The organism is Rhizobium croatiense, from assembly GCF_019793465.1.
GTDB lineage: Bacteria > Pseudomonadota > Alphaproteobacteria > Rhizobiales > Rhizobiaceae > Rhizobium > Rhizobium croatiense.
On the sequence record NZ_JAILYJ010000017.1, the window covers coordinates 21,784 to 48,272 of the forward strand.

Consider the following 26,489-nt stretch of genomic DNA (forward strand, 5'->3'; position numbering starts at 1 on the left):
GAAGAGAGACCGAAAAGTTCCGAAAAACTGCGAAATCGGCGTATCATGGCCGGCCATGAACACTCCGCACCTTGCATTCGGCCACTTCGAGTTCATTGCCGATAACGGATGCCTGCTTCGTGACGATCGGCCTGTCGCCATTGGCGCCCGCGGCGCTTCGCTGCTTGCCACTCTGCTTGCGGCACAAGGGGGCGTCGTTTCCAAATCGGCCCTGATGGATGCCGTTTGGCCGGGACTGGCCGTCGAGGAGAGTAATCTTTCCGTTCAGATTGCGGCCCTTCGCAAGCTGCTCGGCCCCGCATCCGACGGCGGCGAATGGATCGTCACCGTCCCACGGGTCGGCTACAGGTTTTCCGGCCGGGTGGAGAGCTTGACCGACGGAGCCGACAGCGGGTGGCATGCGCGAGCCGAAGCCAACCCCGGTATTGCAGTCCTGCCGTTTGAAAATCTGGGCGGCGATGCCGAGAAACAATATCTGGCCGACGGTATCGCCGACGACCTGATCGTCGCGCTCACCCGGTTCAGATGGCTGCGCGTCGCGTCACGCGGAGCGAGTTTCGCACGATGGAATAGCTCCAGGGACCCGCGCGCCGTCGGGCTCGAACTCGGTGTCAATTTTCTGGTGGATGGGGCTATCCGGTATACCGGCGACCGGATCCGGATCTCGGTGCACCTCGCCGACGCGGCCAAGGGCGCGACCGTCTGGTCGGAGCATTACGACCTTCAGCTGGCCGAGATATTCGCGGTGCAAGACGCTATCGCCGAGCGGATCGCCGCGGCGGTCGAACCGGAGCTGCTGTTGCGCCACGGGCTTGCGGTCGCTCCCCACACCGGCAACATCACGGCCTGGGACCTTGTCCGGCAAGGCACATTCAATTTCCACAAGGTCTCACAGCCAACCCACCTTCTGGCAAGACGATTTTTCCGCGAGGCCGCCGAGCTCGACCCGATGCTTCCAGAGGCGCAGATCTGGCGGGCGCGGGTCAATGCCGGCCTCATCGCCTATGGCTGGACGGACGATCCCGCCGCGGATGGTCAGGAAGGGCTAACTGCCGCCTTGCGGGCGATCTATCTCGACCCGCGAAACCCGTATTCGCATTATGCGCTGGCGATCGTGTCGGCCTACACAGGCCGAGCCGACCAGGCGATCCTCGCCGCGGAACGGTCGATCGAGCTCGGTTCGAGCTTCGCCCTGGGGCATCTCGTCCTTGGCATGGCGCGGCTCTTTTCGGGCGATGCCGCCGGCGCACGCAAACCTTTGTCTCGCGGCCTCGAACTCAATCCGCATGATCCGCAGAATGGGGTCTGGTTCAGTCTCATGATGCTCGCGCGGTTCTTTTCGGACGATGTCGAGGGCGCCCTCGACATCGGGCACACGGCATTAAAGGCGCGGCCCGACCGGCCGGCGCTCATGCGCATTCAGGCCTGCTGCCACATGGCCGCGGGGAATATCCAGCAGGCTCGCCGCCTCGCTGCTGCTGCCAACGGTCTTCCGGAATCTGCGGGAGATGCGCTTGGGCCCTTCAGAGATGGCAATCAGGAATGGGCGACCCGCCTCGAGGGGTTGCTGCGGGAGGCGGAAGATTAACACCGTCGCTCCGACCATCGGTTGCCGCCAAACACTTCCACCAGTTAACCAGAATTACCGTTGCCACGCTGGGTTGCCCGGAAGGCTCAGATCTCCCCCGCCGACGGCCCCCAGACATCCGTCAGCGCGAAGCCTGCGGGATGCGGGTCGAAGGGGTCAAGCGCCACCTGGGTGAGGCCGAAGGTGAAGCCGCGGCCGGTGATGGTGGGGATGACCGCCGGGCGGCCGGCCACTTCGGTCACCGCCTGCAGGCCGACCTCGAACTGCGAGCCGATGATTGATTTCGAGGTGAAGACGTCGCCGACTTTCGCCTTGCCGCGGGCATGGAGCGCGGCGAGATTGGCGGAATTGCCGGTTCCGCAGGGCGAGCGGTCGGCCCGGCCCGGCCACATGGTGGTGCAGGTGCGCACCGTGCCGTCGGCCTCGGTATCGCGGAACATGACATAGGCGACACCTGAAATTGCCGGGATTTGGGGATGGACGACCTCGATGTCGCGGTTGATCAGCTCCTTGAGAATCATGCCGGCCTGAACGAGGCCGGCGGCATTGGCCTTCTCGATCGTCAGATTGATCTGGCCGACATCGACGAGGGCATAGAAGATGCCGCCATAGCATAGATCGGCTTTGATCTTCCCCCAATGCGGCGTGTCGATCTCGACGTCGAGTTCATGCACGAAGGACGGCACCATGGTGAGCTTGACCTTCTCGCAGCGCCCGTCGCGGCAAGTCGCCGTCGCCTTGACGAGGCCGGCTGCGGTTTCCAGCGTCACGATCGTCTCCGGCTCCTGCATCTCGACGATGCCGGCTTCGAGCAGCGCCGTCGTCACGCAGATCGAGTTCGAGCCGGAGCTCGCATGCGCCTGGTCGGGCTGCAGGATGATGAAGGCAGCGTCCGCTTCCGGATGACGCGGCGGCAGCAGCAGATTGACCGAGCCGATCGGGGCGCCGCGCGGCTCCAGGCACAGGAAGCGGCGCAGCTCGTCGCCCTTCGGATCGGTGTTCAGCCAATGCAGCTGGGCGGCGATGGTCTCGCCCGGGATCTTCGGCACGCCGCCGATCGCGACGCGGCCGATCTCGCCTTCGGCATGGACATCCAGCAGCTGGATCGTGCGCTTCCATCTCATATCGAAAACTCCGGTTCCAAGGTAACGGTTCTCATTCAGTATCGGTCGATGCGGAACGGGGTCAGGTCGACCGGCGGCTTAGTGCCGCTCACCATATCGCCGATCAGCCGCGCTGTCGTCGCGGCATAGGTCAGGCCGAGATGGCCGTGGCCGGTCGCATAGAAAACACCCGGCATCTTCGACGACGGCGAAATGATCGGGATCGTATCGGGCAGCGCCGGGCGATGGCCCATCCAGTCCGTCGCCTCCTCGAGTTTCAGCCCGGGCACCGCGCGCTGGGCGTGGCGCACCAGCACGCGCGGGCGGCGGAAGTCCGGTGCGGCATCGAGACCGGCGAGTTCGACATTGCCGCCGACGCGGATGCCGCCGGCCGTCGGCGTCACCATGAAGGCGCGCGCCGGCCAGATTACCGAATAGCGCATGGAGATGCCCGGCTTCATGATCTGCGTGTGATAGCCGCGCTCGGTTTCGAGCGGGATCGGCTCACCGAGCTTTTCGGCCAGAAAACGGGTGTGGACGCCGGCGGCGAGCACGACGGAATCGGCCTCGAGACGGCGGCCATCGTCCAGGAGGACGACGACGGCGCCATCGCCCCTGCGCTCGATGTTCCTGACGGCGCCGGAGACAAAGGCCGCGCCCGCGGCCTTGGCCGCCTCGGCCAGTTTGACCACCAGCCTATAGGGATCGCGGATCGACTTGTTGTCGGGCAGCAGAACGGCCTTGGCGATGACAGGCGAAAGAGCCGGCTCATAATATTGGATGGCGCCGTTGCTCAACACCTCGAATTCGAAGCCGTAACGCTGCATCATGGCGAGATGGCCGCGGTCGGCGGCAAATTCGGCCTCGGTCTCATAGATCGCCAGGCACCCCTCCTCCGTCATCAGTTCGGAGGCGCCGATCGCTTGCAGCATCTCCCTGAAATCGTCGAGCGCGCGCTGCGACAGGCTCATGCCGGCATCTTCGATTTCTCTGAGGCGCGACGGGCGGCCGGCGGCGAGGAAACGCAGGAACCAGGGCAGGATTCTCGCTGCATAGGAGGGCCGCAACCAGACCGGGCCTTCGGGATCGATGAGCCAGCCGGGGATCTTCTTCCAGGTCGAAGGGCCGGAACCGGCAGCAAAATCGAGCGCGATGCTCGCCATATTGCCGAAAGAGGTGCCGCGTCCCGGCTCACCCTTGTCGACCAGCGTCACATGAAAGCCACGTCGCTGCAAGTCGAAAGCAATGGAGGCGCCGATCACCCCCGCGCCGACGACAACAACCCTCTTCTTGGTATCTTCAGCCATGCCATCAACCCAACCGCACGGCAGACAAGACCGCCGCTTCGCCAGCCTGATATATCAGATCAGCGGCGATTGCCTACGAAATTTTCACTGGCTTGCGGGCAGGCCGGCGCCGACGCTGTCGCCGACCGAGCCGACGGTATTGTTCATCGACTGGCCGAGACGTTTCAGCTGGGCATCGTAATTTCGGCGGGTGCGCGGATCGAAGATCGCAATCGGCGTGCTGACGGCGACGCCGACGGCACTTCCGGCGGTCTGGGCAGCGCCCATCGCCACGGCGCCGACCGCTTCGCCAAGACCGACATTGGAATCGGTGATCGTCTGACCGGCAATCAGCCGGTCGCCGATCAGCTTCACCACTTCGGGGCTTTCGGCGAATTTGCCATGGTTCAGCCGGTCGCCGCCCTTGAGCTTGGTGAGATCGAGAACGGTGATGCCGGCCGCTTCGAGCTTGCTGCGATAGGGCTCGGCCGACGGGTCGATCTGGCCGAGCCGATCGATATTCCCCGAGATGCGCCGCGACAATGCGAGCGCCCGGTCGTCCTGCGAGACGAAGATGGTGAAATGCGGCCTGTCCTTGCCGAGGCTTGCGAACTGGCGGCCGAAGACGTCGACATCGAGATCGGGCGAAGCGAGGATGACATTGTTGATCTTGGAGGCCACGTGACCGTTGCGGATCGCCATCTGCCTGAGCGCTTCGACGGTGAGCCAGGTGCCCATCGAATGCGCCATGATGGTGACATCGCTGACGGCGGGATTGGCGGCGGTTCGGGTGAGCAGCTCCTCCAGCGCGTCGCGGGAATAGTTGGTGCTTTCCTTGTCGTAATTGTAATCGAAGATACTGGCGCGTGAGGGCCAGGTGAAGACGACGGGGGCGACGTCGGCATGGGAATCATGGACGATCTGGGCGAAGCGGTAGACGGCATCCTCATAACGATTGTTGAAGCCGTGCACGAAGACCAGCACGCGGCGGCTCTTCGGCATATGGGTTTTCAGCCAGGTCTCGCCCGCCCGCTCGCCCTCGAGCGGATCGACGGACACGGTGACGAAATCGCGTAAGGGGTCGGCCGGCAGCCGCCTTGGCCATTGCACCTGGCCGATCTTGCGATTGGCATCCGGCGGGATGGAGACATCGACGGCATTGACCGTGAGCCCGGTGCCGCGTTCGCCGGAGAAAAGCACGGCGGGATTGTCATCGGCAGCCCGCGTCGTCGCCACCAGCAGATCGACCTTCGAGGTCCCAGGCGGCACCGTGCCGGCCGCCTGCATGACGCCGACCGGTCTGCCGCCGCAGCCGGCGAGCACCAGCGCTACCAGAAGACCTGTCAGGGCCGCATGCGGGGCGCGCCATCTGCCGATCATGATCAAACTCCAACCGGTGCGCGCACCGGACAGGGGCGCCCGTTCAAATAGTCCGTCGACGCCTGCCGAGTCAAACCGCGGTGAAAACTTGGGGGGGGGAAAAAGAAAAGAGCCTGGCGCGGGAGGAGGTGCGCCAGGCTCTTGATCCTGACTGACAACTGGGAGGAGGAGTGTTGTCAGTCCGATGTAAGAGCGCTGGGAGGAGGAGTGCGCTGCTTACGAAGATATTGATAACCCATTCATTTGATCGGGAATAGCGAAAATACCGCAATGCAGCAATGCATCCAGCGCAATGCTCGCCCTTAAAATAACAGATCAGCGCCTCATTTTGCGGCATGTTTGACCAAATGGTCAAATTCCGCTGAAAAATGAGGCCCCGCTGATCGCGGATGGCTCGCCCAGTCCAAGACCCCTCCCCAAACCCCTCCCCACAAGGGGGAGGGGTTAAGCTGCGGCACCCTGCGGCGACCCAAACAAGTATTGCCGGATGTTCCCGTTCTACGGATTGGCTTGATGGAGGTATGTGAACGGTGCGGCATCCTAGCCCTCCCCCTTGTGGGGAGGGGTTGGGGAGGGGTCTTGGACTGGGCGCATCGGCGGCAGTCGCCCCCTCAAGCCGCCTTGAACACCCTCCGGCCCTCAGCATCCAGCGCCGAAAACTCCTCGTCCGACAGGGTGATGTCGACGGCCGCGACGTTTTCTTCCAGATGCTTGACCTTCGACGTGCCGGGGATCGGCAGCATGACAGGGCTGCGCTTCAGCACCCAGGCGAGTGCGATCTGGCTCGGCGCGGCATCGTGCTTCCTGGCGATCGTATCGAGCAACGAGCCGGGCTTGGCGAGATCGCCGGCGGCGAGCGGATACCAGGGGATGAAGCCGATATTGTGCTTGGCGCAATAATCGAGCACATCCTCGCTGGTGCGATCGACGAGATTGTAGCGGTTCTGGACGGTGGCGACCTTGAAGTGCTTCGAGGCCGCCTCGATATCGGCGACGGAGACCTCGCTCAAGCCGGCATGGCGGATGAGGCCGGCATCGAGCAGCGATCTGATCGCATCGAACTGTTCCCTGGCCGGCAATTTCGGATCGATCCGGTGAAGCTGCCAGAGATCGATGCACTCGACACCGAGATTGCGCAGGCTCTTATGCGCCTGCTGGATCAGATATTCGGGCCGGCCCACCGGCAGCCAGATGTCGGGGCCGTGGCGGGTCAGGCCGCCCTTGGTGGCGACGACGGACTTGCCGCCATAGGGATGCAGCGCCTCCTTGATCAGCCATTCGGAGACGTCGGGACCGTAGGAATCGGCCGTATCGATGAAATTGACGCCAAGCTCCGGCAGGCGCTTCAGGGTGCGGACGGATTCGGCGTGATCTTCGGGCTCGCCCCAGATGCCCTTGCCGGTGACGCGCATGGCGCCGAAACCGAGACGATTGACCTCGATCTCGCCGCCGATCTTGAAGGTGCCTGACTTGGCTGCGTTGTAACTGGCCATGATCTTTCCTCTCTTGGTCAATGAAATGGTTTGAAGTCTGCGGGACGGCGGAAAGCCGCCCCGGTCGCCGCGGCTGGTGGCGGCGGCGTTTGAAACGCGAATGTCTGCCCGCTCTGGCGATGCCGCTGAGCCGCCCGTCGCCGCGGCATCGGGAAGCAGCCACCGCGACGCTTGAGATATAGGATGGTGCCACTGACATAACAGGGATGGCGCCGGAAACATGGCGTCAAAGCGATGCCGGCGTTCCTATGTTAACGCCTGCTGTTCAGCCGCCCGTTTCGCCGGAAAAGGCGGCGACGTCGACTTCGGCGTCGCTGCCGCGGTATCGCAGGCGCTCGCGGGAAAGCTCGAGCGGCTTGCGGCGGGAAATCCGGTAGACGGAGGCCGGCGGCAGGTTGCGCACCGTGCCGCCGATGCGCACGGCCTTCAGGCCGAGGCGATCGAGGATCGGCCGCGGCACCGGACAGCGCGGGCCGTAGGTGAACTGATAGATCGCCCCGCCCGGCCGCATATAGGTGAAGACGCCGGCAAGGATCGAGGCGATCTTGCGCGGCGACATGGACAGAAGCGGCAGGCCGCTGATGACGGCGCCGACCGGTTCGTCCTCGAAAATATCGGCCTGGGCAAGGTGGGCGGCATCCATCTGCAATACGCGCGCCGCCGGGAAACGCGCCTGCAGCGCATCGATAAATTCGGGCCCATATTCGATCAGGGTGAGATCCGCCTCGCTGACGCCGCGGGCAAGCAGCGCCCGGGTGAACACGCCGGTGCCCGGGCCGAGCTCGATGATCGGCCCATCAAGTGCGGCAATTTCGCTGGTCATGATTCTGGCCAGGGAATCCCCCGACGGCGCGATGGCCGCCACCCGAAGCGGATTGCTGATCCAGGAGCGGAAAAAATGCAGGAAATCGGAGCGTGCAGCCTTTGCGGTCATGACTGTTCCACCTGTCTGAAATTCAATTGAGTATCAATGCGACCATCGCGGCCAGCATGGCAATTCCAAGGCAGAGACGTCAATCGCCTGTGTGAGCCGGCGTTTGCGACGATTTTTTAATCGGCGTCCGGCCTGTTTGCGCATCCATGGCTGGTGCTCGCGCGAATCGCTGGCGCCGTTGCGGCCACCGTCCACATGGAAAGGGCGGCCCGGAAGCCGCCCCTCAGCCCGATCGCGAAGCCTCAATAGTTGCAGCTGGAGCTGCTTGTCGGGTTGAAGCCGAGCTTGCAACCCATGTTCAGCGGCTTCTTCGGGTTCATCATGTAGGGTGAAGCCATGGTATTAGGGCCGCGCTCGCCGATCGAACCAGTGGTGCGCCTGTCGTGCTGCCCCTGGGTTTTTTCCTGGGCAACCGGCTGCTTGACCGCGCCCTGCTCCGTCACACTCGACTGGAGGGGAGCCGCTTCGGCCGAGAACGCGGAAAGGCCGAGCATTGCGCCGAGGGCCGCGGCCGCCAGGCCTCTCTTGAATGTCGTGATCATGATCGTCTCCTTGGGAGGATTTCAGGGAATTTACGCCGAGGAGTTAGGAAGCGGATCTGTCACATACTACCGCAGCGCAACAGGGGTCACGAACATGTGAGCGGCGCCCCGAGCGAGAAAAAGGCGGCTCGTCGCCGCCTCTTTCCTTCGCCGGCTCAATAGCCGTTATCGCAGCATGCTGCCGGGACCAATCGATCCCGAGAACGGAGGGTTGCACATTGTCGGAGTCGCCGACCTGTTACAGGCTGGCGGATGATCGAAGCGGTCGTGCCGGCTTCGACGCCGAATGCGGCCAGCGGACACCAATAACCATCGGAATGGCGGCGGGTGCCGGCACGTTCCGTGGCAAAGCCCTGATAGCCGTGCCAGGTGCCGGCATGTGCCTTATATTGCACTGCTTTCACCTCCGAGACGATTGGCCGGCCGAAGCGTGGGAAGGGGTTCGGCCTCAGCCGGAACGATCGCCCCCATGGCGACAAGGGTGCCAGGGGCGCTGGTCAAAGGGATAGGACTGAATATCTTCACGATAAACCCTCCTTCGTGGATTTACCCTGCGTAAATGCCTTTACGACCGGCGGGGTTCCGCGATCACGTGCGACTTCCAAAACTCTTGGTTGCAGGCGATCGGGCGTGACCTTCTCGCGAAAAATTGTGAAAAGTCGCAATCCGGCGAAGGGCGCCGGCAGCGCCGGCCAGGAAACATGAATTCTCTGTTCTCAATTCGCGTATAATGTGCGGTAGCCTTGGCCGGAGAGGCAGGCGACATATTGCCGATGGGCGGCGGCGCGAGCAATCGTTTCCGCTTCCAAGGCATCGGCCTGCGCGTATCCGGTCAGCTGCGCGCGCAGCTCATACTGGCGCTTCGCCTCGTCATACATGGCATTGCCGTCGGTCATGCAGAGGCCGTGTGCAACGGCCGGCGGATTGACTGGCACGCCGACGGCAAGCAGCATCGGGTCGTTCGCATGATCGACGCAGCCGGAAAGAACCGCCATCATCGCCGCCGCGCCCAGAGCCCGAAAAATTCCCATCGCCATGCATTCCTCCGGCCGAAAGCGCGTCAAACATCGTCACGCTCGCGAATACACGAGCAAGGTTGCGCGAAACTAGGCGTCCACGAGATCGTGGCTCCATCTTGCGGACTCATGAGGAATTCCCCACCAAAATCTATATAGCACTGCGGAATCCCGAAATTGGTTGCGGCATTGAAATCATTGCCCCTTCCCTCGCTCCGACCGCTCACGAGGCGCGGCGAATTTCGGGATCCCGAAGCGGGGGGATTTCGGGATCCCGAAGTGGCGGTTTTTTCTTCCTGCCGACTCGCCCGCGTTTGTCGGCGGCAAGCTTGCGGTCGATCTCCGACCACTTCCGGCACCTCTCCGCCGTGCATCGCCGCCAATCCTGCGTGGGCGGCGCGCCTTCATGGTCACCGACAAACGTCAGCGTGAAGATGTTCGGATGCGCGACACCGCTGCCCGCCCGGCCGCGGCGAACCTTGATAAGGCCCTTATATTCCAGCTCGTCGAGGGCATCGGCCACATATTCGCCGGTGACGCCGTAAGAGACAAACTGCGGATGGGTCACGATAAGCCTGCCATTCGCCAGGGCGGCGTGCGCGGTGTGCTCGATGATGATGCGAAAGAAAGCGCGGCTGGCATTTGCGCTGAGTGACGTGAACGCCGGCGATTCCAGCAGCTGGATCGTCAACCATTGCCAGCGAAGGCTGCCGTCATCACTCCCGCTCGGCGGCGCGGTATGTTTGCGCACGAGCGACTGCGTCTTGCCGGCACTGGTGCGGCTCTTGTCACGAGGGTTGAATTCCGCCATCAGACCAGCACCTCGGCTGCCGGCACGCCCTCGCAATTGACGGCAGAAGAATTCGTTTTTTCACGCCTGCTGAGGGGAAGACGGGCCAACTCGCCCACATCGCCAATCACAAAAATATTCTTCGACATTCAACATTCCATGGTTGCAGCGGCCGGCAATCTAGCGTAAGAACGTTTCATGAACTAGGAAAATAATCTTAGTCATTTCGATATCACCTGATCCCGTTAGAAGGTGATGGTAGTTGCACACGGTTGGAGGCCAGGATGCGAAAGTTCGGCACGAGGGAGAAGGGCGCGATGATCTATGGCCAGCGCTGTTGGTACTGGTTTCAATCTTGCTGGGAAGCGCCGCCCAGACTTTTGCCTGCGATCAGCCGATCGTGATTTCCAACTGGTCGCTCTGTGCGACCGGCAATGTTAGCGCTGGGGGCGGCGACGCTGATTGGAAAGTCGTTCCTGCATGGACTCGCCAGAAAGCCATAAGCGCTTATTTCGGAAACGAGCCGCGGCTCTTGGCAAACCACGGCCTTTGCAACGAAAAATTCCAGCGAGTCGTAACCTGCCTGCCGGGGTGGCAAATGGGCAATCCGGATGAGTGCTCTTATCTGATCTGCAGTGGCTATTACTCATCCGCGTTCGGGAAGAGAGAAAGGGAAGCCTTTGAGAGAGACTTCCCGACCGCTCAATAGTTTCGCTTCACTGCCTTGGGGCCGTCACTGGGGTTCCCGTCGCGGCAAGTTTGTTATCCGCACGTATTCCTGAACACGAGGCACTGGGTGAATCGGCTGCCGCTTTGCCGTTCACAAGAAACGCGACAGGGAGTGGAGTCGCGAGCCGCACGGTCGAGCATTCGAATTCGAATGCGCCCAAAAGAGCCTCGTCATTTTGTAATGGACGTGTATAACACGCCAACACAACCATCAGTTCAACGGAATTCACCAATGCTCAATCGCAAACATTATCGCGGAACTCTGACTGCAGGCGTGGCAGTCGCACTGTTGCAAGTCGGCGGTGCCATGGCAACACCATCCAATCGCATCTTTTATGACGCCGCGCTTTGCAATCCACCCTATTCCTTGACAGCGGCGTCCACGGTCTACGACGCCGCTGAAGAGCTCGCAAAGCCGGAGACGTCGTCACTTGGTGCCGCAATTTACAAGGTCCCGCAACAGATCGGCGAAGACGGGTTTCAAAGCAACGAAGTGTTTTTCGCCAACTCCGCCGTCGGCATATTGATCGAGGGTCTCCACGCCGATGAGCTGGCAGCGAAATACGACCTGAAGCCAGAGACATCGGACCTACTGGGCACTTCCAACAAGGGATATTCCCGACAGCTTTCGGAAGAACGACAGCCTGCTCCGGGTCTAGCCGGCCCGGGAAAGGTTTCGATCGTGGCACGTGAAGGTGATGGCCTGCCGGGGAAGACCTTGCTGGCCTGTGAATTTGTTGCGGATTGAACTGCTGTTCTACCGAGCCCGCGTGGCCCTGTGGCGCACCAGGGTCCTGTTGAGGCGGGGCGATACAGCTTGGCCGATGGGGGTGGAAGTGTCGCATCACATCGATGCATCTGAGCCTGACGTTGAGGGGTTTTACGATTACCATTACGAATACGACGTGTTTGAATTCTCAGACGGGGTGGTGACTTTTCTGGCGCGTGCATACAGCGACGAACCTGAACGAGCGGCAATGATGACGCGGACCGAAGGGAAAGGGTATCATCATCTGACAAAGCGGGATCTGCGCCACCCGCTGTTTCTCAAGGCCGCAGCCTATCTCCGCACTGTCGGCAAATCTCACCTCGATTGGCTGGACAGACGCAGCGGTGCCTATGTCCCGTTGCCGCCGGATAGAGGAGAGAGACAATAATTCTATTCGGTGCGGCTCTAGAAAAGAAAGCCAGCGACGAGCAGCTACGCGACGCCCTCGCGATCGTTTTTTCCGTTGTGCATGATGCTGTGAAGATCATTCATAGCATAACGGAAATCAAAGATGACCTGATTACATGTTGCGTCTACGAACAATCGGAAGGCGCTTTCTCACAATACTTCGAGGTCTACCACGTCGATCCACCATCCAATGTGAGCATTTCGAAAATCACCATCTCGTTAGCGACGGTGCTCGCAACGCCGTTGCTGATCGCGAACGATGAAACGGCCAACCCCTATTCTCTCATCCTCGTCTCCCCAACCGGCTCTATGTCGGTCGTTAACGTTGACCCAGATGAACTGGATGAGAATGAGCGCTACATAATCGTTGGCGGATGAATGTTTCCAAGAGCGCGCGTACGGGCGGAGGCGCGGGGGTCGGACCTCCTAAAGTGCCGGCTGCCCCGAACCGCATACCGCAGTCGAATGGGCAGGGTCACAGGGCATCACACACGGGGTTTTCCGAGATGGGGTTGGATTGCGGCTGGGGCAACTCCAGATATAGCTACGCACGACATGCATCTGGGAAAGGTCAATGTTATTGCAGGTTGTTATCGCCGCGGTCTTCCTTCTCACTTTGCTCGGGCTGCTCTTGTTTATTTGGCCGCGTCGGGAGCGTCTCCGCAGGATTTTGGCTGGCGGCGCAGCTTCGTATATCGGCGGCGAGTATATCGGTGGCGACGGCTATTCCCCACATGATAGCGGGGGTGATGGCGGTGGTGCCGACGGGGGAAGTGGCGGCTGCTGATGACACAGCTCTATTATGTCGGAACCTGCCCGCGATGCGGCCATCAGGGTCGCCTCTACCTTCAAAAGGACCTGACCGATCAGACGCTCTACGCTCATTGCGAGGAATGCGAGAGTGGCTTCCGGAAACCCGAAGACCTTAAGTCTCCTCACGGCGGGTTTCTGACGCTGCTGGAGGACTATGAAACCGAAAACCCGTCCATGGAGGAAATCTCCCGTTCGGTCTGGGCCGGCCTCGTCGTCCGAGCCTAGGGATTGACGGTGGAGAGGACCGCAGCCCGGCGATGCCGGAGCAAAGCGAAACTTTGTACTGGCAACTATTGGAGGTTGCGCCGGAAGAGGTCGGACATTATGACATCAAAGTCCGGACAGTTTGACGAGGTTGGTCCTCGGCAGCCTGGTTACTATCAGGGTTGATTGATTTCGCCGTTTTCTGCAGCCGTTGCCCGACGCCAGATCATGCCGACTGTAGAGCATCGATCGCACAAGGGCTTGACCAATCGCGCTGAGAACTCGCATTTGCCTTTGCGAAAACGAAAGCGGGCCATGCAGGGATTTCGATCGCCGGGCGGGCTGCAACGCTTCCTGTCCGTCTTTTCGGCTGTCCGAAATCTCTTCGTGCCGCCTCACTCGAAACACTCAGCCATCGCCATCCATCTGCATCGCCTTGGAGCGAGCGCACATTGGAAGGCCGTTGCAGGCGTGGCCGCCTGATCCCGGTATCTGCCCAAAAATGTGCCTGGCGAATTTAACCTGACATCACCCATGGTAGCCGTTGTTCTCGGTGCACCCGCAATGTCGGAAAGATTCATCACTTTCGTTTCCTCGAAAGATCTTAGTTCCGGCCATGAAACTCCCCATCTTCAAGACGAATTCGTTCAATCAGATCAGCGACAGGCAGGAGATCGGGCGCGTCCGCTAGGGCCTGCCCCATGGTTTCGTTCTCGGGATCGCGGCAGCCAAAATTAAAACTGAGGTGATCGACACGCCCTCCACCTTCCCAGGTCACTGACACTGACGGATGGTCCGTAGCCATCTGCTTGCACTGAGGATGACCGAGGACGATCTGCTGGGTGCCCACGGGGCGATAGGGCGCCAAGGCCGATTGAAAGGCCGCCCACGCCTCAGGGGTGACCATAAAGCCGTGCTTCCCAAGGGCAGTAGTGAACTTACGCCCTTCAAACAGGCCGGTCCCATCAACGCTGACGCTGAAGCGGTAAACGGGACATGTCCCAAGGCACGGCCCGCGCTCTATGTTGATGCTCTGGACCGGGGCCTGAGCATACGCCGATGTCGTGGCAACAAATATCATCGCTGTCAGGAGGCAGAGGATTGTCGCCGTTTTCATCAGAGTTACTGCTCGCGGGTTGCCGACTTGGATAGGTCCAAACGGTCTCGAGCGCCAAGGGTAATTTACTTTGGCAAAAAAGGTAAGCTTCTGACCAAAAAGGTAAGTTATCGTGGCCAATGACAATGATGAAAAAAATGGCGCACCCGAAGAGATTCGAACTCCTGACCCCCAGATTCGTAGTCTGGTGCTCTATCCAGCTGAGCTACGGGTGCGTGGCAGAAGCGGCGGTGCCGCTTGCGTGGGCGATCCTCTAAAGGGTCCTTTCGGACAATGCAAGAGCATTTCTGAAAAAATCGCGCGTTTGCCTGTTTGCGTCCGCGGCGGGCGAAATTCGTTCACTTCTCGCTGTGCGTCCGGTTGCGGTAATCGTCAAGCGAGACCGGGCGATCGGGGATTTCGATGCGGAACTGGGTGCCGACCGTTGATTTTTCCACAAGCGCGATGGTGCCGCCATGGGCAAGCACCAGCTCGCGGGCAATGGTGAGACCGAGGCCGGTGCCGCCGGAACGGGCCGAGCCACGGAAGGCGGCAAACAAGTTCTGGCGCGCCTTCAGCGGCATGCCGGGGCCGGTATCGTCCACCGTGATGCTGACGACGCTGCCGACACGCTGGGCGGAAACGGTGATGCGCCTGACAGCGCCCGGGCCGCCCTCGCCCGGCGCGGTCAGCGCCTGCAGGGCGTTGCGCGAGAGGTTGTGAATGACCCGGAAAAGCTGTTCGGCATCGGCATCGACCTCGAGATCGGCAGCGAACTGCTCGATGAATTCGATGCCGCTTTGCGGATCGATCGCCAGCATGTCCTTGACGTCCTGGGTCAGCTCCAGCAGCTGGACATGGCGGCGGCGTGGGGCGGATTCGCTCGCCTTGCCGTAGGACAGCACCTCGGTGGTATAACCGACCGCCCGGTCGATGGTGCGCAGCAGCTTCGGCGCGAAGCTCTTGACCATCGGATCATCGACATCGACCAGCCGGTCCGACATGAGCTGCGCAGAAGCCAGGATATTGCGCATGTCGTGATTGATCTTGGAAACGGCAAGCCCGAGCGCTGCCAGGTTTTTCTGCTGTTTCAGCGTCTTCTGCAGCTCCATCTGCATCGATGTCAGATTGCGGCCGGCCACCGCCAGTTCGTCGCGGCCGCCGTCGCCGATATAGATATGGGCGGGGTTTTCGGGATCGGAGGAGAATTGCTGCATGCTGCCGGTCAGCCGGCGGATCGGGCCGATAAGGAGGCGGTTGATCGCAAAGAAGATCAGCGTCGCCGTGAACAGCGAGATCAGCACCGACAGCAGCAGCACGTTGCGTGAATAGGCGAACATCGCCGTGCGCAACGGCCGGTCCTTCATCACCACCTCGACGCCGACCTTGGTTTCGCCGACAGGACCATAGACACGGATAATGCGGCTGCCGCCGAAGATCAGGGTGTCGAGCGCGTCGCGGATCGCCGTCAGCGGCGGCACGTCGGTCAGATCATAGGATTCGTCGACCGAGGCCGGCATGTCTGTTGTCGCCAGGAGCCGTGAGGTGCCTTCCTTGCGCAGCACGATCGCCTTGGTGCCGGTCGCCTCGAGCGTCTCCTTCTGCAGCGCACGCGGCAGCTCGATCGGCTGCAGCCCATCGATGACGATGGCGGCGGCGGCGGCCGTGTTCAGCCTGTCCTGCAGCCAGCGCATGCGCATGCTGGCGACCGAGGGAAAGAAGATCAGGATTTCGGCGAGCATGATGAAGAAGACGGTGAGCCAGAGCAGCTTACCTGACAATCCGCCGAACATGCCGACAGACGGGCACCGTCCCTTGGCGGCCTCGCCGGCCGCCGGGATGTCTGCCGAAGGATCGTTGCCCTGGTTTCGAACCGGCATGCGAGTCTCGCCCGATTAGCGGCATGCGGCCGCCCTCATCCGCTAGAGCATGATGTCGTCCGAAAACCGCTTACACTTTTCGGCATCATGCTCCGGAGCCTTATATTAGACTAACAGGCTCCGCTTTCAAATCTTTGCGATCAGCGTCACGTCGTCACAAAGAAAACGCCGCCCGGAGGCGGCGCTCGAAGACGCGTGAAGGGTCGGAGATCAGAACTCTTCCCAGCTCTGTTCGGCTGCGGCCGCATTGCCGCCGCCGAACGCGCGGGCGACCTTGGCGATCGCCCGGCGGGCGGGGGAGGCGACCGGCTGCCGGTGCGGTTCGTTGCGAACGAGCGCCACGGGTGCTGCCCCATCCGACAGCTTGAAGCGGGCGATGAGGTGCACCAGCCCGTTGGCTTCGGCCGAAAGCCTGTGGGTGGCGGCGGACGTTTCCTCCACCATCGCGGCATTCTGCTGCGTCACCTGATCCATCTGGTTGACGGCGGTGTTGACCTCCTTGAGGCCGGTCGACTGCTCGACCGCGGCGGTGGCGATCGAATGGATGTGATCATTGATGGCGATGACGCGGGTGCCGATTTCCGAAAGCGCCTCACCGGTCGCCTGGACGAGCTTGACGCCGACCTGCACCTCGTCACCCGACTTGGTAATCAGCGCCTTGATGTCCTTGGCGGCCGTTGCCGAGCGCTGGGCAAGTTCCCGCACTTCCTGGGCGACCACGGCAAAACCCTTGCCGGCCTCACCGGCGCGCGCCGCTTCGACACCGGCATTCAGCGCCAGAAGATTGGTCTGGAAGGCGATCTCGTCGATGACGTTGATGATCTGGCTGATCTCGCGCGAGGCCTGCTCGATGCGGCCCATGGCCTCGACGGCGTTGCGCACGACGACGCCGGAGCGGCCGGCATTTTCCTTGGCTTCGGACACCATGACGGTGGCTTCATGCGCCCGCTCGGTGGAATTCTGCACGACCGCGGTGATTTCGTCGAGCGCGGCGGAGGTCTGTTCGAGGGCGGCCGCCTGCTGTTCGGTGCGCTTCGACAGGTCATCGCTGGCATTGCGCAGCTCGGCGGTGTTGCCGTTCATCGCTTCCGTCGTCTCGCGCACTTCGCGCATCGTCGCCTGCAGGGTGATGAAGCTGTTGTTGACATTCTGCTGCAGCTCGGCGAAGGCGCCCTGGAAGCTGCCGTTCATCGTCTGGGTGAGATCGCCTTCGGCAAGGCTTGCGATGACGCGTCGGGTCTCGCCGATGCCGGCATCGACGCTCGACAGCAGCGTGTTGATGTTGCCGGCGAACTGGTTGAGGTTCTCGTCCTGATAATCCTTGTCGATGCGATGGCTGAAATCGCCTGCCGCAGCCGCGGCGACGACGACCGACATGCTGGACTGCAGATCGTCGCTCTTGGCGCGCATCGCCGCTTCCTGGGCGTTCAGGCGCTTGACGGCAAGGCCGTTCTCCTTGAAGACCGCGACCGCGGCGGCCATCTCGCCGATTTCGTCCTGGCGGCCGGCAAAGGGAACCTCGGCCTCGAAATTGCCGTCGGCGACCTCCTTGATCGCATGGGTGACGCGCTTGATCGGACGGCTGAGATGGCTGGTGCCGATATAAAAGCCCATGCCGATGCCGACCGCGATACCGATGCCGGTAATCCCGAGGACGAGCATCAGCACCCAGGAACGGAAGCTCTCGATCTCATCACTGACGGCCTGAAGCGCTGCCTTGTCGATGGCGACGACCACGTCGATCTCGGCCTGGAATGCCTTGCGGTTGGCGCGATTCGCCTCGTTGTTGCCCTGGGCGTTGGCGGCCTCGGGGCCGACCTCGGTGCCGAGGCGGGCCGTTTCCGTGCGGAAGGTGCGGAATTCGGCGGCGCGCGCGACCAGCTTGGCGAAACTCTCCTTTTCGGCCTCGGGCACGAGCGGCGCCCAGCCGGCGATGACCTTGTCGATTTCGTCGAGGCCGGCCATCAGGCCCTTGGCGAAGTTCGGCGTATCCTTGATCGACTTGGCCGCGTAAATACCGCGCGATTCCATGACGACGGCCGTGACGAAACGGTTGAGGCGTTCGCCGGAATAGGCGCGGGCGGCGGCGTGCTCGTACGCCGTGAGATTGCGGCTGTATTCATGCATGGCGGACAGTGCCGTTGCGCCGATCAGAAGCGCCACCGCGCCCATCACGCAAACCAGCAGATTAATTTTCCCGCGGATCTTCAATGCAATGCCTCCTAGCTACACCACAGCCTGGAAAGCAACTCCCCAGCCGATGCGCTGAATATCGGCGAAATTGATTAAAGTTAGATTTCCAGTATTTACGATTATGCGCAGGAAATATTGCCGATCCAGTCATCCCATGCGGCTTCAACATATTGAAAACTCTGGGGATCGAGCTGATCTGGGAGCGAAGTACAACTTCTCGGAGCGGAGCGGATTTATTAACACCACAATGCGAAAACCGCAGTCGGCGCCGGCTGCGCAAGTGAAATCCTCCGGTATAATTGACTTTGCCCGGCTTCATCCGTATAAGCCGCCGCACGTCCGGTCATTCAAGCCTTTCATGGCCCGCCCGTTCGAAAAACAACGCTCCTTGCATCATGCAAATTCAAGAAGGGCCGCACTCCGCGGTGTTTAAATAAATGAAGCGTACCTACCAACCATCCAAGCTTGTTCGCAAGCGTCGCCACGGCTTCCGTGCGCGCATGTCCACGAAGGGTGGCCGCAAGGTCATCGCTGCCCGCCGCGCGCAGGGCCGCAAGCGTCTTTCGGCTTAAGGCCGGGTTGCCCGAGAAGAGATGGCGGGCGAATTGACGACCAAAGAACAGAAACACACTGTCGGGCGGCTGAAAAGCCGCCCGCAGTTTCTTGCTGTCCGCGAAGGCGAAAAACGCCGCGGCGGCCTCTTCCTCCTCGAAGTTCTCGACCGGAGGGAACCCGACAGCCAAGCCCGCGTCGGTTTTACAGTCACCAAAAAACATGGCAACGCGGTCGAACGGAACCGCATGCGCCGCCGCCTGAAAGAGGCGGTGCGGCTTCATGCGGGGTTTGCAATGCAGCCCGGACACGACTATGTGGTTGTCGCGCGCAGGGACGTGCTTAAGGCGTCCTTCCAGGAATTGGCCGCGGAGCTGAAGCTTCGCGTGGAAACCAGGCCGAAACACCGGCGCTCCGGAGACGGACGCCCCAGGAACGTATGATGGAAAACAACCGCAATTACTTCATTGCGATCGCTCTCTCGGTGCTGATCGTCCTCGGCTGGCAGTTTCTCTATATGAATCCGCGCATCGAGGCCCAGCGCAAGGCACAGGAAGCCCAGAAGGCGCAGCAGCAGACCGAGCAGGTGCAGCAGCCCGCAGGCGGCCGGGCCCCGGCCCAGACAAGCGGTTCGGCACCTTCCGGCCAGGCGGCCGCGACGGCGACGCTCGAGCAGGCGCTGGCTAAAACGCCGCGCGTTGCCATCGATACTCCTGCGCTTTCCGGCTCGATCAACCTTGCCGGCGCCCGCCTCGACGACCTGAAGCTCAAGGGCTATCACGAGACCGTCGACGACTCGAGCCCGATCATCACGCTGTTCAGCCCGGCGGAAACCAAGGACGGCTATTTCACCGAACTCGGCTATATCGGCGGCGACGCGACGGGCGCAGTTCCGGGTCCGACGACGCTTTGGACGGCACCTGAGGGCGCCAAGCTCACCGAAAAGACGCCGGTGACGCTCTCCTACACCAATGACAAGGGCCTGACCTTTACCCGCACCATCTCCGTCGACGACCGCTATATGTTCAGCGTCACCGACAAGATCGAGAATGCCGGCCAGGCGCCCGCCTCGCTTTCCTCCTACGGCCGGGTCACGCGCTACAACAAGCCGACGACGCCGTCGGTCTACGTTCTCCATGAAGGCTTCATCGGCGTCATCGGCGATGACGGCCTCATCGAAACCAAATACAGCGCCGTCGAGGAGGAAGCCGTGCAGCCGGCCAAGTCCACCGGCGGCTGGCTCGGCATCACCGACAAATACTGGGCGGCGACGATCGTTCCGCCGCAGACGTCGGCCTATGAAGCGCGCTTCTCGCATTTCGCCGACGGCCAGCCGCGCTATCAGGCCGACTACAAGGACGATGCCTTCACCGTCGCGCCGGGCCAGTCGGTCGAGGTCAAGAACCTCGTCTTCGCCGGCGCCAAGGAAGTGCCCGTCATCGACGGCTACGAAGCGTCCTATTCGATCCCGAAGTTCGACCGCCTGATCGACTGGGGCTGGTTCTATTTCATCACCAAGCCGATGTTCAAGCTGATGGACTTCTTCTTCCGCTTCTTCGGCAATTTCGGCGTGGCGATCCTGTGCACGACCATCGTCGTCAAGCTGGTATTCTTCCCGCTCGCCAGCAAGCAATATGCGTCGATGGCGAACATGAAGCGCGTGCAGCCGAAGATGGAAGAGCTGAAGACGAAATTCGGCGACGACCGCATGGGGCTCCAGCAGGCGATGATGCAGCTCTACAAGGAAGAGAAGATTAACCCGATCGCCGGCTGCTGGCCGGTGGCGCTGCAGATCCCGATCTTCTTCTCGCTCTACAAGGTGATCTACATCACCATCGAGATGCGGCATGCACCGTTCTTCGGCTGGATCCAGGACCTCTCGGCGCCGGATCCGACGACGATCGTCAATCTGTTCGGCCTGCTGCCCTTCGAAGCGCCGGCACTGCTGCATCTCGGCGTCTGGCCGCTGATCATGGGCGTCACGATGTTCGTGCAGATGCGCATGAACCCGACGCCGCCCGATCCGACGCAGGCGATGATCTTCAACTGGATGCCGCTGGTATTCACCTTCATGCTGGCAAGCTTCCCGGCCGGCCTCGTCATCTACTGGGCCTGGAACAACACGCTCTCGGTGCTGCAGCAGTCGGTGATCATGAGGCGCCATGGCGTCAGGATCGAACTCTTCGACAATCTCAAGGGCCTGTTCCGACGAAAAACGGCGCCATCGAAATGATGCTCTCAAGCCCCGCTCCGGCGGGGCTTTTCATTTCCGACCGGCCCGCGAAGCGCGACGCGGGCCGCCTGAACGCTTGACATCCGTCCGTAAAACCACGAAGCCGACAGAAGACCGAACCCGAGATTGCCGAGCCCGCATGCCCGAAACCGAAAAGCCGCTCTTCGGCCACCCCTGGATATTCATCCGCGGTGTCCCGTCGCTCACCTTCCTGCCGCCGGAGGGACCGTCGGAAGTGGCCTTTGCCGGCCGTTCGAATGTCGGCAAATCGTCGCTGATCAATGCGCTGGTCGGCCAGAAGGGCCTGGCGCGCACCTCGAACACGCCGGGGCGCACGCAGGAGCTCAACTATTTCGTCCCGGACGGCTATTCCGGTGAAGGCGGCGACCTGCCGCCGATGGCGATCGTCGACATGCCGGGTTATGGTTACGCGCAGGCACCGAAGGAGCAGGTCGACAAGTGGACCAAACTTGTCTTCGATTACCTGCGCGGCCGCGCGACGCTGAAGCGCGTCTACGTGCTGATCGACAGCCGCCACGGCATCAAGAAGAATGACGAGGACGTGCTCACCCTGCTCGACAAGGCCGCCGTCTCCTATCAGCTGGTGCTGACCAAGACCGACAAGATCAAGGCGCCGGCCGTGCCGAAGCTGCTGGCCGAGACGGCCGACAAGATCCGCAAACGCCCGGCCGCCTATCCCTTCGTGCTTTCCACCTCGTCCGAGAAGGGCGACGGGCTCGACGATCTACGCCAGGCGATCGCCGAAACGGTCGGAATCGCAAACTGGAAATAATGACCCGACCTCTATTGTACTCACCAAAACAGCTAAAAGTTTATTTCCCGGTCAAACGGAAAACTAAGGGTTGACGAGCCGGATTGGGTGGCCTATATCGTGCTTACCGAATTTTGCTTGCTGGCTTGGTTATCGCGCGATTGGCACCGCGGCCTGAACGAACTTCCTTTCAAAAATCGTTATCACCATCCGCATCGCCTTAACGCCTTGCGGTTTCTCAATATTGCTATGAAAGGGTTCATCATGACCACTGGCACAGTTAAATGGTTCAACTCCACCAAGGGCTTCGGCTTCATTCAGCCGGACAACGGCGGCGCTGACGCCTTCGTTCATATCTCCGCCGTCGAGCGCGCCGGAATGCGCGATCTCGTCGAAGGCCAGAAGATCGGCTTCGATCTCGAGCGAGACCACAAGTCGGGCAAGATGTCCGCTTGCAATCTCCAGAAGGCTTAAATCGGTATCTGCTTCCCCTTTGACCACGGATGTACTGGCACTGCCGGAAGCACCGATTTATTCAAGGCCGGGCAATCTGCCTGGCCTTTTTGTTTTCGCTCCCAGTCGAGCCTTCAATATCGGAGAAGAAATGACAGAAACATACAGCAAATCCCGCCAGCGGGCAGAGATCGCCTTCGGCAACGTCCAGTCCCAGTTTTTCGCGAAGAATAAAGCGATGGAAGAGCTGGACTCCAGCATCCAGTCGCAACAGGCAAAGACCTTGCGGTTGCGGGAAGCACGGCTTGCGAAGCAACGCGACGATCGCGCCTTGGCGACGTCTGCTCTTCTTGCAAAACGCGCCAAAGCCTGCTGATCACGGGCAAAAGGTCGCGGCCGAGCCCGATGCAGGTGACCCGGAGACGCGGCATGCCGAGCTGCGCCGAATATGTTCTCGTGCACGAACCGCGCCGCATCGCCCTCTCCCGACGCCACTTTCAAAAGGAAGCATTCGCGGGTTCAAAGGGGCGTCGACAGGCACGGGCAGAGCCGTGCTGACAGTTCACTCATACCAAAGGACGCCGCAATGGCAGAGGATACGAAGGAACTTCAGTCGATCAATACAGCATGGCAGATCGCCATCCAGGAGATTTTGCGCATGGTTATCCGAGATATGTATCATGGCGGCGGCGAGGCGTCGTTCAAGTCCCATATCAAGCGCATAGAAGAGGCCGCCGTGGACAGTATTTATACGGATTTGCGGCTGCGCGGGACGGATGAGTGGACCGAACTTCTGGTTAAAGAAAGGGCCAGCAATTTTGTCACCATGCTGCTCACCTCATTCACCTATGACCGGGCGTAAGCTCGCGACTAACGCTGACGCATGACCTTCCAGCGAACAGAGGCCTGCCGACAGTCATGTCGACCATCGCATTCACGGCAGCTTCGAGATCCCGCCAGCTGCCGTATTTGGACACCGGCTGTTTAGACATGCGACATCGATTGTGCTTGCGCCATCGCAGTTTTTGCAGCAACGCTTGATCTCATACTGTTGAAGAGCAGCGGCGTCCGCGAGAAATCATTCATGACTGACAGCAAAGACGAAGCCCTTTCGCCAGAAGGCGTCGGCAACCTGCCCCATCTTGCCGAAGCCCTCGACGACGTCCGGTTTCGACACTTCCTCGATCATGTTCCGTTTGCAGTGGCGGTCTCCGAGCTCGGCACCTGTGAGAAGCTAATTTACGTCAACCTCGAATTCGAACGGCTGACCGCGCTCACCGCCACACAGGTGGAGGGAAAGCGCTGGGCGGACATCGAGGTGAATTGCACTGCAGTCTCCGGCGAGGCAACGCTTACAGCCGCTGTGACCACGGCGGAGGAATATATTGGCGCCTTCTCGCTCGTGGCAGAACCCGAAAGCAATGTGATTATCGACGTGTGGTCGAACACGATCGTCAACGATGATGACATCCCGCTTTTTCGTCTGGTCGCCTTTGCTGCCCGCAATGAGGTGACGGGTGGCCAGAGCTTCAGCGAGCTGCTGGCCGAGAAGGATGTCCTTCTTCGAGAGCTTCAGCATCGCGTGAAAAACAATCTGCAGATGATAACGGCGCTGATCCGAATGGAAGCGCGTAATGCTCAAAAGAACGAGGAAAGCGAGCGGTTTGCTCGTCTTGCCGGGCGGATTGAAGCTTTGGCTCTCCTCTATCGCGCACTGTCGGACGAAGAGAAGGGCGCGATGATCGATCTCGGCAGCTATGTGAGCCAGATTGCCGCGTCGGTCATGGCCGCGCACGCTGTGGAAGGCATCCGGCTCGACATGAAGGTGGACACCTGGCCGGTTTCTGTGAACGTGGCGATGCCTGCCGGACTCGTCATTAACGAGCTGCTGACCAATACGTTCAAGCATGCCTTCGTAGGGCGGGATAGCGGAGAGATCACTCTGCGCTGTGTCGTCAGCCACACCGGATGCAGGATCACCGTCGCCGACAATGGGGTCGGTCTTCCTCAGGATGCAGCCTGGCCGAACCCCGGAAAACTGAGCGCAATGATCATCCAATCCCTGAAACAGAACGCCCGCGCCGAGATCGAAGTAAGCTCTTCCCCCGGCACTGGCATGAGTGTCTCGCTCGTTTTCCCAAGAGTCGAAGCGGCCCAATAGCCGTGTCAGTGGCGCCGGCGCCCATTCACGGAAACGCTAGACGCTGGGCATCATTCGCAATTGGTTTGGGGCGCGCCCGAAGAGCGCGCCTTCTGCCGATACACACACTTACATCTTCGGCAGCAACACCTTGTCCACGACGTGGATGACGCCGTTCGACTGTTTGACGTCGGCGATCGTCACATGCGCGACATCGCCGTTCTCGTCGGTCAGGGTGATCTTGCCCATATTTTCCCGGGCTTTGATCACACAGCCGCCGACGGTCTTGATGTCGTGTGCGCCGCCGTCAGCCTTGATCATCTTGGCGACGGTCTTGGCCATCGCATCGGCGGCCACGACGTGGCAGGTCAGGACCTTGGTCAGCGTCGCCTTGTTCTCCGGCTTCAACAGCGTCTCGACCGTGCCTTTCGGCAGGGCGGCGAAAGCTTCATTGGTCGGCGCAAAAACGGTGAAGGGGCCTTTGCCCTCGAGTGTGCCGACGAGGCCGGCGGCCTTGACGGCAGCAACCAGCGTCGTGTGATCCTTGGAATTCATGGCGTTTTCGATGATGTTCTTGCTGTCGAACATTGTCGCGCCGCCAACGATCGGGTTCTTGGCGGCGGCAAAGGCGGCAGCGGAAAGGACGGTGGCGAGCGCGAAACCGCGCAATAGGGACTTGATCATGATTTTCTCCTCACCGGACATCATCCGCGGGGCTTTATGCCTGAGCGTCGTCCGGATATTTCAAACTACGGAGGTCCGCGCCGAAGAGTTTCAGTCAGGAGAAATTGATTTGCGGTCGCGCGGGCCTATGGCCGGAGCACCTTGCCGCTTGCGACGATCGGGCCGGTCACCTGTCCGGTCGGCGAGCCGCCGAAGGGTTCGAGGCTGACGGCAAGGGTTGTGCCATCCGTGACATGGTTGCGCAGTTCGGCGGGAATGACGAGCTCACCGCTTTCGCCGGGATGGAAGACGCCGAGCGATTTTGCCAAGCCGCTGCCCGGCACGAGCCAGAGTTCCAGCGATTTCTCCTCCGGCTTGCCGGCAGCGACCGGCACGATCTTCAGCCGGCCGCTTTGCGGCTCGTAGGACGCGTGGAGATTGATCGTGCTGTTTTCACCGGAAAGCTCCGCTACCAAAGGTGTCGGCCCCTCCGGCTCAGGCACAACGCCGGAGGCGAAGATGACGGCGCTGACGGCGACGACGATGCAGGCGAAGGCCAGCGAGCGCCAGAAAACCGCAGAATTCCACAGTCCCTGCGAGAAGGATGCGGGCTTGCCGGCATCGCCGAACAGCCGGGACTCGATCTGCTTGAAGGTTTCGCGGTTCGGCGCGACGCCTTCATATTCGTCGTTGAAGGCGGAGAGATTGGCTTCCCAACGGCTGACGATCGCGGCAAATGTGCGATCGTGGCGCATGCGCTCTTCCACCACCCGTCGGTCCTGCAGCGACAGGACGCCCAACACGTACTCGCCGGCGAGAACTTCGTCTCGGGAGCGGTCTCCCTTGCTTTTGTCGGGCGATGTCATCGTTCCATGCACTCTCTCAGTTTCAAGAGGCTGCGCCTGAGCCAGGTCCGCATCGTGTTCAGCGGAACTCCGAACTGATCGGACAGTTCCTGATAGCTCAGCCCTTCGACATAAGCCCGTTTCACCGCGACCGCACGATCAGCTTCCAACTCTTCCATGCAGGTGTCAATCCGCCTTCCTTCATCCTTCGTCACTGTCTGCCTTTCCGGGTCGGGTGCGGAATCGGCAAGATCGTAAGCGCTGTCGAGTTCGTCGGCGATGGGCTTGCGCGCGCGCAGCAGATCGATCGACCGGTTGCGGGCAATGGCCGAAAGCCAGGCCGAGGATGAGCCCGAGGCCGCCTGGAAGCTGCGGGCGCGTTGCCAGATGCTGATATAGACGTCCTGCAGCGCTTCCTCGGCTTGCCCGCGGTCCTTCAAGATACGCAGGCAGATTGCCAAAAGTTTCGGTGCGGTCTGGTTGTAGAGGGCAGCGAATGCCATGCGGTCGCCGAGCGCGACGCGGCCGATCAGGTCCTTGATCTCATCGCCTTGCATGCCGTTCCTCATATCGTGCTTGTTCCGTGCGACCGAGCCGAACTCTCGGT

At 61.1% G+C, this 26,489-nt stretch carries 29 protein-coding genes, 1 tRNA gene and 3 pseudogenes; 16 read left to right on the top strand and 17 right to left on the bottom strand.

Features of this window, described 5'->3' with window-relative positions; translation table 11 throughout:
• Positions 1-55 precede the first annotated feature (55 nt).
• Positions 56-1,588, top strand: a complete 1,533-nt coding sequence (locus K6M89_RS24175; protein WP_222141259.1) for a winged helix-turn-helix domain-containing tetratricopeptide repeat protein — start codon at positions 56-58, stop codon at positions 1,586-1,588.
• A gap of 86 nt (positions 1,589-1,674) precedes the next feature.
• Here the strand turns inward: K6M89_RS24175 and K6M89_RS24180 are convergent, their stop codons facing one another.
• The 10 genes and pseudogenes from K6M89_RS24180 to K6M89_RS31515 form a co-directional block, all read right to left on the bottom strand.
• Positions 1,675-2,712, bottom strand: a complete 1,038-nt coding sequence (locus K6M89_RS24180; RefSeq protein WP_222141260.1) for a 4-hydroxyproline epimerase — start codon at positions 2,710-2,712, stop codon at positions 1,675-1,677.
• Positions 2,713-2,747: 35 nt separating this feature from the next.
• Positions 2,748-3,998 (bottom strand): NAD(P)/FAD-dependent oxidoreductase, encoded by a 1,251-nt coding sequence (locus K6M89_RS24185; protein WP_222141261.1) that lies wholly within the window; start codon positions 3,996-3,998, stop codon positions 2,748-2,750.
• Positions 3,999-4,082: 84 nt separating this feature from the next.
• Positions 4,083-5,357 (bottom strand): alpha/beta hydrolase, encoded by a 1,275-nt coding sequence (locus K6M89_RS24190; protein ID WP_222141262.1) that lies wholly within the window; start codon positions 5,355-5,357, stop codon positions 4,083-4,085.
• A 611-nt stretch (positions 5,358-5,968) separates the two neighbouring features.
• The gene (locus K6M89_RS24195) at positions 5,969-6,850 is read right to left on the bottom strand and encodes an aldo/keto reductase (RefSeq protein WP_222141263.1); all 882 of its coding nucleotides are present in this window, start codon (positions 6,848-6,850) and stop codon (positions 5,969-5,971) included.
• 265 nt (positions 6,851-7,115) lie between these two features.
• The gene (locus K6M89_RS24200) at positions 7,116-7,784 is read right to left on the bottom strand and encodes a class I SAM-dependent methyltransferase (RefSeq protein WP_222141264.1); all 669 of its coding nucleotides are present in this window, start codon (positions 7,782-7,784) and stop codon (positions 7,116-7,118) included.
• Between the two features lie 242 nt (positions 7,785-8,026).
• Positions 8,027-8,326, bottom strand: coding sequence for a hypothetical protein (locus tag K6M89_RS24205; RefSeq protein WP_222141265.1), 300 nt, complete (start codon positions 8,324-8,326; stop codon positions 8,027-8,029).
• A 155-nt stretch (positions 8,327-8,481) separates the two neighbouring features.
• Positions 8,482-8,851, bottom strand: a pseudogene (locus K6M89_RS31170) (cell surface protein).
• 191 nt (positions 8,852-9,042) lie between these two features.
• Entirely contained in the window at positions 9,043-9,363 is a 321-nt protein-coding gene (locus tag K6M89_RS24210; protein ID WP_097579563.1) for a hypothetical protein, read from the bottom strand.
• A 202-nt stretch (positions 9,364-9,565) separates the two neighbouring features.
• Positions 9,566-10,153 carry a hypothetical protein gene (locus tag K6M89_RS24215; protein ID WP_222141266.1) on the bottom strand — a complete coding sequence of 196 codons (588 nt, stop codon included), beginning with the start codon at positions 10,151-10,153 and terminating at the stop codon, positions 9,566-9,568.
• Positions 10,153-10,281 (bottom strand): hypothetical protein, encoded by a 129-nt coding sequence (locus K6M89_RS31515; protein WP_281428485.1) that lies wholly within the window; start codon positions 10,279-10,281, stop codon positions 10,153-10,155. Before K6M89_RS31515 ends, K6M89_RS24215 begins: the two co-directional genes overlap by 1 nt.
• Before the next feature lie 135 nt (positions 10,282-10,416).
• Between K6M89_RS31515 and K6M89_RS31175 the strand changes: the two are divergent.
• The 7 genes and pseudogenes from K6M89_RS31175 to K6M89_RS24245 form a co-directional block, all read left to right on the top strand.
• Positions 10,417-10,841, top strand: a pseudogene (locus K6M89_RS31175) (hypothetical protein).
• A gap of 252 nt (positions 10,842-11,093) precedes the next feature.
• The gene (locus K6M89_RS24220) at positions 11,094-11,609 is read left to right on the top strand and encodes a hypothetical protein (RefSeq protein ID WP_222141267.1); all 516 of its coding nucleotides are present in this window, start codon (positions 11,094-11,096) and stop codon (positions 11,607-11,609) included.
• A gap of 88 nt (positions 11,610-11,697) precedes the next feature.
• A complete protein-coding gene (locus tag K6M89_RS24225; protein WP_222141268.1) occupies positions 11,698-12,018 on the top strand; it encodes a hypothetical protein in 321 nt (106 codons plus the stop codon).
• Positions 12,019-12,107: 89 nt separating this feature from the next.
• Entirely contained in the window at positions 12,108-12,416 is a 309-nt protein-coding gene (locus K6M89_RS24230; RefSeq protein ID WP_222141269.1) for a hypothetical protein, read from the top strand.
• Between the two features lie 196 nt (positions 12,417-12,612).
• A complete protein-coding gene (locus K6M89_RS24235) occupies positions 12,613-12,825 on the top strand; it encodes a hypothetical protein (protein WP_222141270.1) in 213 nt (70 codons plus the stop codon).
• Complete coding sequence (locus tag K6M89_RS24240; protein ID WP_222141271.1) at positions 12,825-13,076, top strand: hypothetical protein; 252 nt, start codon at positions 12,825-12,827, stop codon at positions 13,074-13,076. Before K6M89_RS24235 ends, K6M89_RS24240 begins: the two co-directional genes overlap by 1 nt.
• Before the next feature lie 180 nt (positions 13,077-13,256).
• Positions 13,257-13,538 (top strand): annotated as a pseudogene (locus tag K6M89_RS24245) (DDE-type integrase/transposase/recombinase); the annotation flags it as partial.
• 121 nt (positions 13,539-13,659) lie between these two features.
• Here K6M89_RS24245 and K6M89_RS24250 read toward each other — a convergent pair.
• The 4 genes from K6M89_RS24250 to K6M89_RS24265 form a co-directional block, all read right to left on the bottom strand.
• Positions 13,660-14,172 carry a DUF6438 domain-containing protein gene (locus K6M89_RS24250; protein WP_246642667.1) on the bottom strand — a complete coding sequence of 171 codons (513 nt, stop codon included), beginning with the start codon at positions 14,170-14,172 and terminating at the stop codon, positions 13,660-13,662.
• Between the two features lie 138 nt (positions 14,173-14,310).
• Positions 14,311-14,387: transfer RNA gene (locus K6M89_RS24255), tRNA-Arg, on the bottom strand.
• Positions 14,388-14,510: 123 nt separating this feature from the next.
• Positions 14,511-16,031 carry an ATP-binding protein gene (locus K6M89_RS24260; protein ID WP_222141272.1) on the bottom strand — a complete coding sequence of 507 codons (1,521 nt, stop codon included), beginning with the start codon at positions 16,029-16,031 and terminating at the stop codon, positions 14,511-14,513.
• A gap of 210 nt (positions 16,032-16,241) precedes the next feature.
• A complete protein-coding gene (locus tag K6M89_RS24265; protein ID WP_222141273.1) occupies positions 16,242-18,242 on the bottom strand; it encodes a methyl-accepting chemotaxis protein in 2,001 nt (666 codons plus the stop codon).
• 419 nt (positions 18,243-18,661) lie between these two features.
• On the opposite strand from K6M89_RS24265, the gene rpmH reads away from it, so the two are divergent.
• The 8 genes from rpmH to K6M89_RS24305 all read left to right on the top strand — a co-directional run bounded on the left by rpmH (position 18,662) and on the right by K6M89_RS24305 (position 24,395).
• Positions 18,662-18,796, top strand: a complete 135-nt coding sequence (gene rpmH, locus K6M89_RS24270; RefSeq protein WP_008524438.1) for a 50S ribosomal protein L34 — start codon at positions 18,662-18,664, stop codon at positions 18,794-18,796.
• Positions 18,797-18,817: 21 nt separating this feature from the next.
• The gene (gene rnpA / locus K6M89_RS24275; protein ID WP_097579561.1) at positions 18,818-19,219 is read left to right on the top strand and encodes a ribonuclease P protein component; all 402 of its coding nucleotides are present in this window, start codon (positions 18,818-18,820) and stop codon (positions 19,217-19,219) included.
• Positions 19,219-21,009 carry a membrane protein insertase YidC gene (gene yidC / locus K6M89_RS24280; protein ID WP_222141274.1) on the top strand — a complete coding sequence of 597 codons (1,791 nt, stop codon included), beginning with the start codon at positions 19,219-19,221 and terminating at the stop codon, positions 21,007-21,009. Before rnpA ends, yidC begins: the two co-directional genes overlap by 1 nt.
• A 139-nt stretch (positions 21,010-21,148) precedes the next feature.
• The gene (yihA, locus tag K6M89_RS24285; RefSeq protein ID WP_009991862.1) at positions 21,149-21,802 is read left to right on the top strand and encodes a ribosome biogenesis GTP-binding protein YihA/YsxC; all 654 of its coding nucleotides are present in this window, start codon (positions 21,149-21,151) and stop codon (positions 21,800-21,802) included.
• Positions 21,803-22,045: 243 nt separating this feature from the next.
• Complete coding sequence (locus K6M89_RS24290; RefSeq protein ID WP_039617611.1) at positions 22,046-22,255, top strand: cold-shock protein; 210 nt, start codon at positions 22,046-22,048, stop codon at positions 22,253-22,255.
• A gap of 130 nt (positions 22,256-22,385) precedes the next feature.
• Complete coding sequence (locus K6M89_RS24295; protein ID WP_222141275.1) at positions 22,386-22,610, top strand: hypothetical protein; 225 nt, start codon at positions 22,386-22,388, stop codon at positions 22,608-22,610.
• Between the two features lie 210 nt (positions 22,611-22,820).
• On the top strand, positions 22,821-23,096 hold the full coding sequence (locus tag K6M89_RS24300; RefSeq protein ID WP_097579649.1) for a hypothetical protein: 276 nt from the start codon (positions 22,821-22,823) through the stop codon (positions 23,094-23,096).
• Between the two features lie 222 nt (positions 23,097-23,318).
• Positions 23,319-24,395: a sensor histidine kinase gene (locus K6M89_RS24305; RefSeq protein WP_222141276.1), complete on the top strand. Its 1,077-nt coding sequence runs from the start codon at positions 23,319-23,321 to the stop codon at positions 24,393-24,395.
• Between the two features lie 108 nt (positions 24,396-24,503).
• Here the strand turns inward: K6M89_RS24305 and K6M89_RS24310 are convergent, their stop codons facing one another.
• The 3 genes from K6M89_RS24310 to K6M89_RS24320 all read right to left on the bottom strand — a co-directional run bounded on the left by K6M89_RS24310 (position 24,504) and on the right by K6M89_RS24320 (position 26,439).
• Positions 24,504-25,058 carry a fasciclin domain-containing protein gene (locus K6M89_RS24310; RefSeq protein WP_222141277.1) on the bottom strand — a complete coding sequence of 185 codons (555 nt, stop codon included), beginning with the start codon at positions 25,056-25,058 and terminating at the stop codon, positions 24,504-24,506.
• Positions 25,059-25,183: 125 nt separating this feature from the next.
• A complete protein-coding gene (locus K6M89_RS24315; protein WP_222141278.1) occupies positions 25,184-25,903 on the bottom strand; it encodes an anti-sigma factor in 720 nt (239 codons plus the stop codon).
• Positions 25,900-26,439: a sigma-70 family RNA polymerase sigma factor gene (locus K6M89_RS24320; protein WP_097579648.1), complete on the bottom strand. Its 540-nt coding sequence runs from the start codon at positions 26,437-26,439 to the stop codon at positions 25,900-25,902. Before K6M89_RS24320 ends, K6M89_RS24315 begins: the two co-directional genes overlap by 4 nt.
• Positions 26,440-26,489: the final 50 nt, after the last annotated feature.

Excerpts from the sequence above, each read along its gene's own strand:
- K6M89_RS24175 (WP_222141259.1), top strand. The coding sequence starts at position 56 with ATGAACACTCCGCACCTTGCATTCGGCCACTTCGAGTTCATTGCCGAT.
- K6M89_RS24180 (WP_222141260.1), bottom strand. The coding sequence starts at position 2,712 with ATGAGATGGAAGCGCACGATCCAGCTGCTGGATGTCCATGCCGAAGGC.
- K6M89_RS24185 (WP_222141261.1), bottom strand. The coding sequence starts at position 3,998 with ATGGCTGAAGATACCAAGAAGAGGGTTGTTGTCGTCGGCGCGGGGGTG.
- K6M89_RS24190 (WP_222141262.1), bottom strand. The coding sequence starts at position 5,357 with ATGATCGGCAGATGGCGCGCCCCGCATGCGGCCCTGACAGGTCTTCTG.
- K6M89_RS24195 (WP_222141263.1), bottom strand. The coding sequence starts at position 6,850 with ATGGCCAGTTACAACGCAGCCAAGTCAGGCACCTTCAAGATCGGCGGC.
- K6M89_RS24200 (WP_222141264.1), bottom strand. The coding sequence starts at position 7,784 with ATGACCGCAAAGGCTGCACGCTCCGATTTCCTGCATTTTTTCCGCTCC.
- K6M89_RS24205 (WP_222141265.1), bottom strand. The coding sequence starts at position 8,326 with ATGATCACGACATTCAAGAGAGGCCTGGCGGCCGCGGCCCTCGGCGCA.
- K6M89_RS24210 (WP_097579563.1), bottom strand. The coding sequence starts at position 9,363 with ATGGCGATGGGAATTTTTCGGGCTCTGGGCGCGGCGGCGATGATGGCG.
- K6M89_RS24215 (WP_222141266.1), bottom strand. The coding sequence starts at position 10,153 with ATGGCGGAATTCAACCCTCGTGACAAGAGCCGCACCAGTGCCGGCAAG.
- K6M89_RS31515 (WP_281428485.1), bottom strand. The coding sequence starts at position 10,281 with ATGTCGAAGAATATTTTTGTGATTGGCGATGTGGGCGAGTTGGCCCGT.
- K6M89_RS24220 (WP_222141267.1), top strand. The coding sequence starts at position 11,094 with ATGCTCAATCGCAAACATTATCGCGGAACTCTGACTGCAGGCGTGGCA.
- K6M89_RS24235 (WP_222141270.1), top strand. The coding sequence starts at position 12,613 with ATGTTATTGCAGGTTGTTATCGCCGCGGTCTTCCTTCTCACTTTGCTC.
- K6M89_RS24240 (WP_222141271.1), top strand. The coding sequence starts at position 12,825 with ATGACACAGCTCTATTATGTCGGAACCTGCCCGCGATGCGGCCATCAG.
- K6M89_RS24250 (WP_246642667.1), bottom strand. The coding sequence starts at position 14,172 with ATGAAAACGGCGACAATCCTCTGCCTCCTGACAGCGATGATATTTGTT.
- K6M89_RS24260 (WP_222141272.1), bottom strand. The coding sequence starts at position 16,031 with ATGCCGGTTCGAAACCAGGGCAACGATCCTTCGGCAGACATCCCGGCG.
- rpmH (WP_008524438.1), top strand. The coding sequence starts at position 18,662 with ATGAAGCGTACCTACCAACCATCCAAGCTTGTTCGCAAGCGTCGCCAC.
- rnpA (WP_097579561.1), top strand. The coding sequence starts at position 18,818 with ATGGCGGGCGAATTGACGACCAAAGAACAGAAACACACTGTCGGGCGG.
- yidC (WP_222141274.1), top strand. The coding sequence starts at position 19,219 with ATGGAAAACAACCGCAATTACTTCATTGCGATCGCTCTCTCGGTGCTG.
- yihA (WP_009991862.1), top strand. The coding sequence starts at position 21,149 with ATGCCCGAAACCGAAAAGCCGCTCTTCGGCCACCCCTGGATATTCATC.
- K6M89_RS24290 (WP_039617611.1), top strand. The coding sequence starts at position 22,046 with ATGACCACTGGCACAGTTAAATGGTTCAACTCCACCAAGGGCTTCGGC.
- K6M89_RS24295 (WP_222141275.1), top strand. The coding sequence starts at position 22,386 with ATGACAGAAACATACAGCAAATCCCGCCAGCGGGCAGAGATCGCCTTC.
- K6M89_RS24300 (WP_097579649.1), top strand. The coding sequence starts at position 22,821 with ATGGCAGAGGATACGAAGGAACTTCAGTCGATCAATACAGCATGGCAG.
- K6M89_RS24305 (WP_222141276.1), top strand. The coding sequence starts at position 23,319 with ATGACTGACAGCAAAGACGAAGCCCTTTCGCCAGAAGGCGTCGGCAAC.
- K6M89_RS24310 (WP_222141277.1), bottom strand. The coding sequence starts at position 25,058 with ATGATCAAGTCCCTATTGCGCGGTTTCGCGCTCGCCACCGTCCTTTCC.
- K6M89_RS24315 (WP_222141278.1), bottom strand. The coding sequence starts at position 25,903 with ATGACATCGCCCGACAAAAGCAAGGGAGACCGCTCCCGAGACGAAGTT.
- K6M89_RS24320 (WP_097579648.1), bottom strand. The coding sequence starts at position 26,439 with ATGCAAGGCGATGAGATCAAGGACCTGATCGGCCGCGTCGCGCTCGGC.